Genomic DNA, 11,459 nt, shown 5'->3' on the forward strand with positions numbered 1-11,459 from the left:
GGTCGGGGTCGGGGGTCGGGGGTCGGGAGGGGTCGCGGCCGGAGCGGCGGCTCAGGCCGCGCTGCGGCTCAGGCTCGCGCGGCGGCGGCCTCGTCGTCTTCGGTCGCGACGAGCTGCCCGCAGGCGCCGTCGATCTCCTTGCCGCGGGTGTCGCGGATGGTGGTCGGGATGCCCGCGTCGGAGAGGCGGCGCACGAACTCGTGCTGCACGTCGACCTCCGAGGCCGTCCAGATGGAGCCGGGGGTCGGGTTCAGCGGGATCGGGTTGACGTGCACCCAGCCGCGCCCGCGCTCGTTGAGCTTCTCGGCGAGCAGGTCGGCCCGCCATCCGTGGTCGTTCATGTCCTTGATGAGCGCGTACTCGATCGACACGCGTCGGCCGGTCTTCTCGAAGTACTCGCGCGCGGCGTCGAGCGCCTCGTCGACCTTCCACCTCGAGTTCACGGGGATGAGCTCGTCGCGCAGGCCGTCGTCAGGAGCGTGGAGGCTGAGCGCGAAGGTGACGGGCACGTGCTCGTCGGCGAGCTTGCGGATGGCGGGGACGAGCCCGACCGTCGAGACGGTGATGTTGCGGGCCGACATGCCGAGGCCGTTCGGCGCGGGCGCCGCCATCGTGCGGACGGCGCGCATGAGCCGGGCGTAGTTCGCCAGCGGCTCGCCCATGCCCATGAAGACGATGTTCGAGACGCGCTCGGGCGTGCCGTCGTCGGCGCGCTTGCCGTGCAGGGCGCCGGAGGCGATCACGCGGTTCGCCTCGACGACCTGGGCGAGGATCTCGGCCGCCGACATGTTGCGCGTGAGCCCGGCCTGGCCGGTCGCGCAGAACGGGCAGTTCATGCCGCAGCCGGCCTGGCTCGAGACGCACAGCGTGATGCGGCCCGGATAGCGCATGAGCACAGACTCGACGAGGGCGCCGTCGTGCAGCTTCCAGAGGAACTTGATCGTGTCGCCGCGGTCGGTCTCGAGTCGCTTCACCTCGGTGAGGAGCGGGGGCAGGAGGCCGGCGACGAGTTCCTCGCGACCCTCGGCCGGGAGGTCGGTCATGTCGGCGGGGTCGCTCGTCCAGCGCGTGAACCAGTGTCGCGCGACCTGCTTCAGCCGGAACGCCGGGACGCCGAGCTCGTCGGCCTTCGCCTTCCATTCCTCGGGAGCGAGGTCGGCGAGGTGGGCGGGCGGCTTGCCGCGCTTGGGCGACGCGAACTGCAGCAGCGGGCGGCCGTCGGCGTCCTTGGCCTGCTTCCAGCCCTCGGTCTTCGGGCGGACCTGTCGGATCCCGGTGGAGCGCGGAGGGGTCGACCGGCCCCCATCGGCGGGCATGGTGCTCTCGGGCGCGTCGGTCGGCATGGTCCAAGGGTACGCGTCGACGTCCGGGCATCGGCTGGACGCCGGGCGCGGGCGGGTCAGCGTGGCGGCCTCGACGAGACTGCGCAGCGACCCGCCCGGGACCCGTCGTCTACGGCGTGGTCCAGGTGGCCGGCGGCTTCTGCTGGTCGTACAGCCAGGTCTGGAAGAACGCCTCGAGATCCTGCCCCGAGACCTCCTCGTAGATCGCCTGGAAGTCGTCGGCGGTGCCCGACGAGTCGTCGAAGCGCTCGACCCAGAGTCGGGCCGCCTCGAAGAACGCCTCGTCGCCGATCTCGACGCGCAGGGCGTGCAGCGTCGCGGCGCCCCGGTTGTAGACCTGGCCGGCGAAGAGCCCGAGGGGCCCGGGGTCGCCGATCTGGAAGTCCCAGTACGCCTGGTTGCGCGCCGGCGCATACCAGTTGTCGTACGACTGCTGCGCCGTCCGGATGCCGCGCTCCTCGTTCCACATCCAGGTCGCGTACGTCGCCCAGCCCTCGTTGAGCCAGATGTCCTGCCAGCGCTCGGGGCTCACCGCGTTGCCGAACCACTGGTGCGCCGCCTCGTGCGCGACCGTCCCCTCGCTCGCCTGCGACGAGTAGACCGGTCGGGTCTGCGTCTCGAGCGCGTAGCCGACCGAGTCGTTGTCGACGATCGAGCCGTAGGCCACGAACGGGTAGGGGCCGAACTTCGACTCGAAGAAGTCGATCATGTCCGCCTGCCGTCCGAGGCTCGCGTTCGTCGTCGCGAGGCGCGTCGGGCTGAGCTTGGTGTCGACCGCGTCGATGATCGGCACGCCGCTGGCCGAGGTGTAGGCGTCGCGGAGGTCGAAGTCGCCGACCGAGGCCGTGGTCAGGTAGCTGGCCTGCTGGTCCGGGGCGTCCCAGTACCAGGTGGTCCAGCCGTCGGCGGTCTCCTCGGGCCTCGGCTGGATGCCGTTCGCGACCGCGACCTTGCCCTCGGGCACCGTGATCTCGAACGAGTACGTCGCCTTGTCGGTCTGGTGGTCGCTGACCGGGTACCACGTCATCGAACCCTCGGGTTCGCTGACGACCATCGCACCGTCGCGCTGGGTCACCCAGCCGTAGAGCGCGCCCTCGACGTCGAGGGGGCGAGTCGTCGTGCCGCCGTACTCGACGACGACCTGTACGTGCTGACCGGCCTTGAGCTTCGGCCGCGGCTGCACGGTGAGCTCCCAGACGCGCGCCGCGTCGTCCTGCACGTGCCAGAACGCCTGGCCGTCGACCTCGGCCCCCGCGACGGGCGGGGCGACGGATGCCGCCGGCCTGCCGTCCACGCTCAGCGCCTCCACGTCCATCCCCCGCAGGTCGAGGTTGAACCGGTCGAGGTCCTGCGTCGCGACGAGGTCGATCGTGGCGACGCCCTCGAACTCGCCCTCGACCGGGGCGGGTGAGGGGGCAGGGGGCGTGTAGGTGATGTCGAGGTCGTAGTGCTCGACGTCGTACCCGCCGTTGCCCGCGTACGGGAAGTACTCGTCGCCGACGCCCGATGCGCCCGCGGTGTACCGCGATTCGCCCGGCTTGCCGGGTGCTGCGGAGGCTCCTGCTGCCCCCAGCGCACCCAGTGCCAATGTCGCGACGGCGACGCCGCCCACCCACTTCCTAGTGTACCCGCTCATCGCGTCCCCTTCGCACTCGTGATCGAACTCTAGGGGGCGGCCCGTCGCTCCGATACCCCTCGTCGTCGCCCCCGGCCGCCCGGGGTCGGGCGTCGGCTTGCCGTTTCCGCCGGGTGCCCCGCGAAGATTCCCGGCGGAAGTGGCAACGCGGCGGTCACCGCACGCGTATGCCGTGCCATCCGCGGGCTCGCAGGGCGCGCTCGAGCTGGTCGAGCGCCCGTGCCGGCGGCAGCCGGCGACCGACGCGGATCACGATCCATCCGTCCGCGGCCAGGTCGTTGAGCCGCTCGACGTCGCGGTGGAACTGGACCTCATCCGCCCGGTGCTGCTCCCCGTCGTACTCGAGCAGCACCCCGAACTGCCCGAACACGAGGTCGCCGTACGCGGTCCACCCCGCGCCGAGCCGGATCGGCGTATTCAGCTCGGGCTCGGGGAACCCCGCGCGGACGACCCGCAGCCGCAGGCGCGTCTCCCGTCGCGACGCCGATCCGGGGCGGATGTCGCCGCGCGCCGCGCGCAGACGCTTCGCCCCGTGACGGGGCCCGAACCGCTCGATCGCAGCGTCGATCTCGTCGAGCGTGACGAGCGGGGAACGCCATCCCACGAGCCGGTCGCCGGCCGACACGAGGTCGTCGTGGCCGAGGCTCGCGGCGAGCTGGCACCATGCGTCGCCAGGGGCGACGAGCGGGAGTCCGGCGAGGTGGGTCGTGCGGATGCCGCTGCCGAGCCGATGGCCGACGACCCCCGCGACGCGGGGCTGGCGGAGCGGCGCCGGCGCGGACACGTGGAGCGGCAGCGCGCCCAGGCTCGGCATCGGCAGGCCCCAGAGCCCTGCTGCCGTCTCGTGGCTGAAGACATGGCGCTCCGGCATCCGCTCGGCGTACGCGCGACAGAGGTCGAGCAGGCCGACCGGCCGAGCGGCGACACGAACCCCGCGGAACGGGGCGGACAGGTCGCGAGCCCCGAGGCGGCCGCGGGTGACGCCGAGTTCTGCGGCGCGCCGCACGTGGAACGGCCGCGACCGGAGCTCGCGCGGGAGCGGAGCGGCTGGTCTCATGCCCGTCACGCCAGCCCACGTGGACGCGTCGTGCGCGACATCCGCCCGCCCCGGTGAATCTCGAGCTCACGGACCCGGGTGTGGAGGAGCACTCGCCCTGCCGCCGCGGCCGACGCGCGGTGCCACTTCCGCCGGGAACTCCCGCCCCGTTCCCGGCGGAATCGGCAATCCGCGCGGGGGGAGAAGCGCAGGGGGAGAAGCGCGGGGCTGGGCGGCGGAGGGGGAGGTGGGAGGAAGGGGAGGTGGGCACCGGCGGCAGGAATACTGGGAGAGCGCCGAGAGTTGAGTCAAGTACGCTCAAGTTCAGCGGGCTCGACTTGACATCGATTCGGGCGGGTTCGACACTTGAGTCGGCGAGGCTCAAGTCTCGCCGATCACTGACTTCGGCCGCGGGCGGGGAACGCCGGGCCGATCGCCGGGGGCCACTTCCGCGAGCCCCGCGGCAGAAGGAGATACACACATGTCACGTGCAGTCGGAATCGACCTCGGCACCACCAACTCGGTCGTCAGCGTCCTGGAGGGCGGCGAGCCCGTCGTCATCGCGAACGCCGAGGGCTTCCGCACCACCCCCTCGGTGGTCGCATTCACCAAGGACGGCGAGGTGCTCGTCGGCGAGACCGCCAAGCGCCAGGCCGTGACCAACGTCGACCGCACCATCTCGTCGGTCAAGCGCCACATGGGCACCGACTGGAAGTCGTCCGCGATCGACGGCAAGGAGTACACGCCGCAGGAGATCTCGGCGCGCATCCTCCAGAAGCTCAAGCGCGACGCCGAGCAGTACCTCGGCGACACCGTCACCGACGCGGTCATCACCGTCCCGGCGTACTTCAACGACGCCGAGCGCCAGGCCACGAAGGAGGCCGGCGAGATCGCGGGCCTCAACGTCCTGCGCATCATCAACGAGCCCACCGCCGCGGCGCTCGCCTACGGCCTCGACAAGGGCAAGGAGGACGAGCTCATCCTCGTCTTCGACCTCGGTGGCGGCACGTTCGACGTCTCGCTGCTCGAGGTGGGCAAGGACGACGACTTCTCGACCATCCAGGTCCGCGCGACCGCCGGCGACAACCGCCTCGGCGGCGACGACTGGGACCAGCGCATCGTCGAGCACCTGATCAAGCGCTTCAAGGACACCACGGGCGTCGACGTCTCGAAGGACAAGATCGCCCTGCAGCGCCTCAAGGAGGCCGCGGAGCAGGCCAAGAAGGAGCTCAGCTCCTCGATGAGCACCAGCCTCCAGCTGCCCTACCTCTCGCTCACCGAGTCGGGTCCGGCCAACCTCGACGAGACGCTCACGCGCGCGCAGTTCGAGAACATGACCTCCGACCTGCTCGACCGCACCAAGAAGCCGTTCGAGGACGTCATCCGCGAGGCCGGCATCAAGCTGTCCGACATCGCGCACGTCGTGCTCGTCGGCGGTTCGACCCGCATGCCCGCGGTCTCCGAGCTCGTCAAGAAGGAGACCGGCAAGGAGCCCAACAAGGGCGTGAACCCCGACGAGGTCGTCGCCGTGGGCGCCGCCCTGCAGGCGGGCGTCCTCAAGGGCGAGCGCAAGGACGTGCTGCTCATCGACGTCACCCCCCTGAGCCTCGGCATCGAGACCAAGGGCGGCATCATGACCAAGCTCATCGAGCGCAACACGGCCATCCCGACCAAGCGCAGCGAGACCTTCACGACCGCCGACGACAACCAGCCGTCGGTCGCGATCCAGGTCTTCCAGGGCGAGCGCGAGTTCACGCGCGACAACAAGCCGCTCGGCACGTTCGAGCTGACGGGCATCGCCCCGGCGCCCCGCGGCATCCCGCAGATCGAGGTCACCTTCGACATCGACGCGAACGGCATCGTGCACGTGTCCGCCAAGGACAAGGGCACCGGCAAGGAGCAGTCGATGACGATCTCGGGCGGCTCGGCCCTCCCCAAGGAGGACGTCGAGCGCATGGTCCGCGACGCCGAGGAGCACGCGGCCGAGGACAAGAAGCGCCGCGAGTCCGCCGAGACGCGCAACCAGGCCGAGCAGCTCGCCTACTCGGTCGAGAAGCTGATCAAGGAGAACGACGACAAGCTGCCCGCCGACGTGAAGTCCGAGGTGCAGGGCGACGTCGACGCGCTGAAGTCGGCCCTCGCGGGCGACGACGACGACGCGGTGAAGTCGGCGTTCGAGAAGCTCTCGCAGTCGCAGGGCAAGCTCGGCGAGGCGATCTACGCGCAGGGCCAGCAGGCGGATGCCTCCGCCGCCGGCGCGAACCCCGGCGAGGACGCCAACGCCTCGGGTGAGCAGGGCGCCGAGTCCTCCGACGAGGACGTCGTCGACGCCGAGGTCATCGATGACGAGGACGAGAAGAAGTAGCCATGACGGACGAGAACCAGAACCACGACGAGCCGATCATCCGCGACAAGCGACGGATCGACCCCGAGACGGGTGAGGTTCGCCAGCCGCAGGCCGAGGGGGCGGATGCCGCGGCATCCGCCTCCCCGGAGGCCCCCGACGCGGAGGCCGCCGAGGCCGCCGACGCCGACACGGTCGCCGAGGGCGACGAGGAGCTGACGGTCGACGACATCCTCAACGCGGCGCAGGCCGAGGTCGAGGACCCGTCGGCGGAGCACCTCGCCGACCTCAAGCGGGTCACCGCCGAGTACGCGAACTACCGCAAGCGCACCGAGGCGAACCGCGAGGTCGAGCGCGAGCGCGCGATCGGCGCGACGGTCGCGGTCCTCCTGCCGGTCCTCGACGACCTGGACCGGGCCGAGAAGCACGGCGACCTCGAGGGCGACACCCCGTTCGTGACGATCGCGGCGAAGCTGCGCGCGTCGGTCGAGAAGCTGGGCCTCGCGAAGTTCGGCGAGGTCGGCGAGCCGTTCGACCCGCAGCGTCACGAGGCGATCTTCCAGCAGCACTCCGAGGAGGTCGAGGTCGACACGGTCGCCGACGTCGTCGAGACCGGGTACCTGCTCGGCGGCACGCTGCTGCGCGCCGCGAAGGTCGTCGTCAAGACCCCCGCGTGACCCGCCCGGGCCGGTTCGCGGCATCCGTGTTCACCAGAGGATGCCGCGGGCCGGCCCTCCACGGTTCCCAGTAGATTCAGCAGGAAGGAGGCGCCGATGGCCAGCCAGGATTGGTTCGACAAGGACTTCTACGCCACGCTCGGCGTCTCGAAGGACGCGAGCGACGCCGACATCAAGAAGGCGTACCGCAAGCTCGCGCGCAAGTACCACCCCGACCAGAACCCGGGGGATGCCGCGGCCGAGGCGAAGTTCAAGGAGATCAGCGAGGCGAACTCCGTGCTCTCCGACCCCGAGGAGCGCAAGGAGTACGACGCGGTCCGTGCGATGGGCGGCGGCGCGCGCTTCACCGCGCCGGGCGGGGCCGGTGCAGGAGGCTTCGAGGACGTCTTCGGCGGCATGTTCGGCCAGCAGGGGGCCGGAGGGACGCGCTACACCTTCCGCCAGGGCGGCGGAGGCGGCGACTACGACGACCTGCTCGGCGGACTGTTCGGCGGTGGGCGGTTCGGCCAGCCCACCGGCGGCTACCGGGGCTACGGCGGCCCGACCAAGGGTCGCGACGTGGCCGCGTCGACCACGCTCGACTTCGTCACGGCGACCAAGGGCGATCGGATCACGCTGCAGACCGCCGAGGGGCGGGAGATCAGCGTCAACGTGCCCGCCGGCGTCGCCGACGGACAGAAGATCCGGCTTCGCGGCAAGGGCCATCCGTCGCCCGACGGCGGCGAGGCCGGTGACATCGTGCTCACCGTGAAGGTGCGCAAGCACCCGGTGTTCGAGCGCGACGGCCTGAACCTGCGCGTCACGGTGCCGGTGACGTACGCCGAGGCCGCGCTGGGCGCGACCATCCAGGTTCCGACCCTCGGCGGCGAACCGGTCAAGCTGCGCGTCGCTCCCGGCACGCCCAGCGGGCGCGTGCTGCGCGTGAAGGGCCGCGGGGTCGAGACGAAGAAGGGCACCGGAGACCTGCTCGCGATCGTGCAGGTCGCGGTGCCGGCGCACCTGTCGAAGGACGCCGAGGAGAAGCTGCGCGAGTTCGCGGCGCAGCTCCCCGACGAGAACCCCCGCGACGACCTGCTCGCGAAGGCCCGGAGCGCCTGATGCAGGTCGACGGCGAGAGCCCGCTGTTCGTCATCTCGGTCGCGGCCGAGCTGGCGGGCATGCACCCGCAGACGCTCCGCCAGTACGACCGCATGGGGCTGGTCTCGCCCAAGCGCACCGCGGGCAAGTCCCGCCGCTACTCGATGCGCGACGTCGCGCAGTTGCGCGAGATCCAGCAGCTCTCGAGCGAGGGCGTGAGCCTCGAGGGCATCCGCCGGGTGCTCGGGCTCGAGAACGAGGTGAACGAGCTGCGCCAGCGAGTGCGCGAGCTCGAGCGGGCGCTCGCCGACGAGATGCTGAACCGTCCGGGGCGCCGCGTGTTCGCGGCGGGCTCCGAGGGAGAGGTCGTCACGCTGCGCTCGGGCACGCGCGTGCGCCGCGAGAACGCCGTCGTCGTCTGGCGCCCCCTCGAGCGCGACTGAGCTCCCGGCTCCCTCCCCCCGGCTGATGCTCGCCACCGAGCGGGCGCCTGTGCGAGGCTGTGCCTAGCGCTCGGGCGGCACGGGCGCGCGTGCGTTTCGGGGGAGGCGACGATGACGGATGACTCGGACGTGGCGCCGCTCCCACCGCCCACGCCGCGACAGCTCCTGCTGCTCCTCATCCCGGCGATCGTCATCGGCGCGCTCTGCGCGCTGGTGCTGCGTGCGCTCGAGGTCGCGGCCGGCGCGCTGCAGGGCGTGCTCTGGACGACCGTGCCCGACGCGCTGGGCGTCGATCCCGACGGCTGGTGGATCGTCGTGGTGCTCACCGCGACCGGGTTCGCGGTGGGCCTCGGGCTCCAGTTCCTGCCGGGCCACGGCGGACCGGACTCCGCCACGACCGAACTCGTCTCTGAGCCGCTGAAGCTCCGCACGTTGCCCGGGCTCGTCATCGTCACCGCGCTCGCGCTCGCGGGCGGGGTGAGCCTCGGTCCCGAGAACCCGATCATCGCCATCAACGTGGCCCTGACCGTCGCGCTGCTCGGACGGATGATGCCGCGCGTCGGCGCCCGGCTCGGGATGCTGATGGCCGCGGCCGGCACGATCGGCGCGCTGTTCGGCTCGCCGGTCGCCGCGGCGCTGCTCTTCACGGGTACGCTCGCCGCGGTGCGCGGCGGCGGCGCCCTGTGGGACAAGCTCTTCCTGCCGCTCGCGGCCGCGGCCGCCGCCGCGGGAACGATGCACCTCCTGGGGGCACCGCCGCTCCAGTTCACGCTGCCGACGGCGCCCACGACGCCGATGTTCCTCCTCGCAGGGATCGTCATCGCGTGCGTCGCGGTCGTGCTGGGCCTCGTGGGCGCGTACGCCTTCCCGGTCGTGCACCGGCTCTTCCACTCGCTCCGGCAGCCGCTGCTCATCGCGACCGCCGGCGGCCTCGTCCTCGGGCTGCTCGGGCTCATCGGCGGGCCGATCACCCTGTTCAAGGGCCTCGACCAGATGGCCGAGCTGTTCGAGGATCCCGATGCCTACGACGCCGGCCAGCTCGTCGTGATCGTCCTGGTGAAGCTGGTCGCCCTCGTCGTGGCGGCGAGCGCCGCGTTCCGCGGCGGCCGGGTGTTCCCGGCGGCCTTCATCGGCGCCGCGCTCGGCATCCTCGCGCACACCCTGGTCCCGTCCCTGCCGATCGCGTTGTGCGTGGCGAGCGCGCTGATCGGCATCCTGCTGGTGGTCGCCAGGGACGGATGGCTCGCGCTCTTCGTCGCCGCCGCCGTCGCGGGCGACCTGGCGCTCCTGCCGTGGCTCTGCGTGGTCATCCTGCCCGCGTGGCTGCTCGTGTCGAGGGCGCCCGAGTTCCGGATCGTGCCGAAGCCGGCGTCGCCGAGTGCGGACGCTGCGACGGCGACGGAGTCCGGGTCCTCCGAGCGGCCGCCGACGGCCTGACGATCAGTCGCGAGCGGCCGGCACCGGCGCGATCTCGCCGAGCAGCCGTTCGACGCGTGCGCGGATCTCGTCGCGCACGCGTCGGACGCCGTCGAGGTCGAGTTCCGCGGGGTCGTCGAGGCGCCAGTCGAGGTATCGCTTGCCGGGGTAGACGGGGCAGGCGTCGCCGCACCCCATCGTGATGACGGCGTCGGCCGCGCGCACGACGTCGTCGGTGAGCGGCTTCGGGAACTCCTCGCCGAGGTCGATGCCCTGCTCGGCCATGACCGCGACGACGGACGGGAGGATGCCGGCGCCCGGCTCCGACCCGGCCGAGCGGACGTGCACGCGGCCCGCGCCGAGCTCGCGCGTGAGCGCGGCCGCCATCTGGGAGCGGCCGGAGTTCTGCACGCACACGTAGAGCACCTCGGGCACGGGCTTGGGGATGGCGCCCTTCGCCTGCGCGAGCGCGGTGAGGCGTTCGTTCGCGAACCGGGTGGCGAGGCTCGGCAGGTGCACCGAGACCTTCGCGGTGCGCGCGAGCGCGGTGTAGGACTCGAACACGGTCCGCTCCACGGTCTCGGCGTTCACGATGCCGTCGTAGTGGGAGGCGAGCCGCTCGGCGCTGCGGTGCAGGACCGACTGCGGGTCGTCGAGGGCGAGTTGACCCCCGCGCGTGCTCATGCGCGTGCGGCTTCGGGGAGGATCTCGCCGAGCAGTTCCTCGATGCGGCGGCGGATCTCGTCGCGGATGGGGCGGACGGCGTCGATGCCCTGGCCGGCCGGGTCGTCGAGCTCCCAGTCCTCGTAGCGCTTGCCGGGGAAGATCGGGCATGCATCGCCGCAGCCCATGGTGATCACGACGTCGGATTCGCGCACGGCCTCGGTGGTGAGCACCTTCGGCGTGTTGCCGGCGATGTCGATGCCCTCTTCGGCCATCGCCTGGACGGCGACCGGGTTGATGCGGTCCTTCGGCGCCGAGCCGGCCGAGAGCACCTCGACGCGGTCGCCGCCGAGCTCCCGCAGGTAGCCTGCGGCCATCTGGGACCGTCCGGCGTTGTGCACGCAGACGAACAGGACGGTGGGCTTGTCGGACATCGGGACCTCGCTTCGCTCGAACTCCCTAAAGCATAGATGGAGATCTATGCATTGTCGAGCGCGCACTCAGGCCAGGCTCGCGATGAGCTCGCGCACCCGCCGATCGATGTCGTCGCGGATGCCGCGGACGTCGCCGAGCGGCCGGCCGACCGGGTCGTCGAGCTCCCAGTCCTCGTAGCGCTTGCCCGGGTAGACGGGGCACGCGTCGCCGCACCCCATGGTGATCACGACGTCGGCCGCGCGGACGACCTCGTCGGTGAGCGGCTTCGGGTAGGCGCCGCCGACGGGCACGCCGATCTCGTCGAGCACGCCGACGACGGCGGCCGACACGGCGTCGGCGGGCTCCGACCCGGCCGTGCGCACGTGCACCCGGTCGCCCGCGAGGTGCCG

11 protein-coding genes are annotated in these 11,459 nt (G+C 71.8%); 5 read left to right on the top strand and 6 right to left on the bottom strand.

The features are described from left to right. Nucleotides 1–68: 68 nt before the first annotated feature. The 3 genes from rlmN to ESO86_RS05025 all read right to left on the bottom strand — a co-directional run bounded on the left by rlmN (nucleotide 69) and on the right by ESO86_RS05025 (nucleotide 4,036). Nucleotides 69–1,343: a dual-specificity RNA methyltransferase RlmN gene (gene rlmN / locus ESO86_RS05015; RefSeq protein ID WP_422836475.1), complete on the bottom strand. Its 1,275-nt coding sequence runs from the start codon at nucleotides 1,341–1,343 to the stop codon at nucleotides 69–71. 109 nt (nucleotides 1,344–1,452) lie between these two features. Beyond that, nucleotides 1,453–2,979 carry a M1 family metallopeptidase gene (locus ESO86_RS05020; RefSeq protein ID WP_129233779.1) on the bottom strand — a complete coding sequence of 509 codons (1,527 nt, stop codon included), beginning with the start codon at nucleotides 2,977–2,979 and terminating at the stop codon, nucleotides 1,453–1,455. A 154-nt stretch (nucleotides 2,980–3,133) separates the two neighbouring features. After that, complete coding sequence (locus ESO86_RS05025) at nucleotides 3,134–4,036, bottom strand: hypothetical protein (protein ID WP_129233780.1); 903 nt, start codon at nucleotides 4,034–4,036, stop codon at nucleotides 3,134–3,136. A 460-nt stretch (nucleotides 4,037–4,496) separates the two neighbouring features. Between ESO86_RS05025 and dnaK the strand changes: the two genes are divergently transcribed. From dnaK to ESO86_RS05050, 5 genes are all read left to right on the top strand, one after another. Beyond that, nucleotides 4,497–6,380, top strand: a complete 1,884-nt coding sequence (gene dnaK / locus ESO86_RS05030) for a molecular chaperone DnaK (protein WP_129233781.1) — start codon at nucleotides 4,497–4,499, stop codon at nucleotides 6,378–6,380. 2 nt (nucleotides 6,381–6,382) lie between these two features. Continuing rightward, nucleotides 6,383–7,036 (top strand): nucleotide exchange factor GrpE, encoded by a 654-nt coding sequence (locus ESO86_RS05035; RefSeq protein WP_129233782.1) that lies wholly within the window; start codon nucleotides 6,383–6,385, stop codon nucleotides 7,034–7,036. 96 nt (nucleotides 7,037–7,132) lie between these two features. After that, nucleotides 7,133–8,134, top strand: coding sequence for a DnaJ C-terminal domain-containing protein (locus ESO86_RS05040; protein ID WP_129233783.1), 1,002 nt, complete (start codon nucleotides 7,133–7,135; stop codon nucleotides 8,132–8,134). Continuing rightward, nucleotides 8,134–8,556, top strand: coding sequence for a heat shock protein transcriptional repressor HspR (locus ESO86_RS05045; protein WP_129233784.1), 423 nt, complete (start codon nucleotides 8,134–8,136; stop codon nucleotides 8,554–8,556). The genes ESO86_RS05040 and ESO86_RS05045 overlap by 1 nt, the downstream gene beginning before the upstream one ends. 111 nt (nucleotides 8,557–8,667) lie before the next feature. Continuing rightward, nucleotides 8,668–9,993, top strand: coding sequence for an ion channel protein (locus ESO86_RS05050; RefSeq protein ID WP_129233785.1), 1,326 nt, complete (start codon nucleotides 8,668–8,670; stop codon nucleotides 9,991–9,993). 3 nt (nucleotides 9,994–9,996) lie between these two features. On the opposite strand, the gene ESO86_RS05055 is transcribed toward ESO86_RS05050, so the two are convergent. The 3 genes from ESO86_RS05055 to ESO86_RS05065 all read right to left on the bottom strand — a co-directional run. Then, nucleotides 9,997–10,656: an arsenate reductase ArsC gene (locus ESO86_RS05055; protein ID WP_129233786.1), complete on the bottom strand. Its 660-nt coding sequence runs from the start codon at nucleotides 10,654–10,656 to the stop codon at nucleotides 9,997–9,999. Beyond that, on the bottom strand, nucleotides 10,653–11,069 hold the full coding sequence (locus ESO86_RS05060; RefSeq protein ID WP_129233787.1) for an arsenate reductase ArsC: 417 nt from the start codon (nucleotides 11,067–11,069) through the stop codon (nucleotides 10,653–10,655). Before ESO86_RS05060 ends, ESO86_RS05055 begins: the two co-directional genes overlap by 4 nt. A 66-nt stretch (nucleotides 11,070–11,135) precedes the next feature. Then, nucleotides 11,136–11,459, bottom strand: a 324-nt coding sequence (locus tag ESO86_RS05065) for an arsenate-mycothiol transferase ArsC (protein ID WP_422836476.1), incomplete at its 5' end; no start/stop codon positions are given.

This window comes from Agromyces binzhouensis (genome assembly GCF_004135055.1).
Taxonomy (GTDB): Bacteria; Actinomycetota; Actinomycetes; order Actinomycetales; family Microbacteriaceae; genus Agromyces; species Agromyces binzhouensis.

What these genes read in the sequence shown, in the direction of transcription:
- ESO86_RS05025 (WP_129233780.1), bottom strand. Translation starts at nt 4,036, where the DNA reads ATGAGACCAGCCGCTCCGCTCCCGCGCGAGCTCCGGTCGCGGCCGTTC.
- ESO86_RS05055 (WP_129233786.1), bottom strand. Translation starts at nt 10,656, where the DNA reads ATGAGCACGCGCGGGGGTCAACTCGCCCTCGACGACCCGCAGTCGGTC.
- dnaK (WP_129233781.1), top strand. Translation starts at nt 4,497, where the DNA reads ATGTCACGTGCAGTCGGAATCGACCTCGGCACCACCAACTCGGTCGTC.
- ESO86_RS05045 (WP_129233784.1), top strand. Translation starts at nt 8,134, where the DNA reads ATGCAGGTCGACGGCGAGAGCCCGCTGTTCGTCATCTCGGTCGCGGCC.
- ESO86_RS05040 (WP_129233783.1), top strand. Translation starts at nt 7,133, where the DNA reads ATGGCCAGCCAGGATTGGTTCGACAAGGACTTCTACGCCACGCTCGGC.
- rlmN (WP_422836475.1), bottom strand. Translation starts at nt 1,343, where the DNA reads ATGCCGACCGACGCGCCCGAGAGCACCATGCCCGCCGATGGGGGCCGG.
- ESO86_RS05020 (WP_129233779.1), bottom strand. Translation starts at nt 2,979, where the DNA reads ATGAGCGGGTACACTAGGAAGTGGGTGGGCGGCGTCGCCGTCGCGACA.
- ESO86_RS05060 (WP_129233787.1), bottom strand. Translation starts at nt 11,069, where the DNA reads ATGTCCGACAAGCCCACCGTCCTGTTCGTCTGCGTGCACAACGCCGGA.
- ESO86_RS05050 (WP_129233785.1), top strand. Translation starts at nt 8,668, where the DNA reads ATGACGGATGACTCGGACGTGGCGCCGCTCCCACCGCCCACGCCGCGA.
- ESO86_RS05035 (WP_129233782.1), top strand. Translation starts at nt 6,383, where the DNA reads ATGACGGACGAGAACCAGAACCACGACGAGCCGATCATCCGCGACAAG.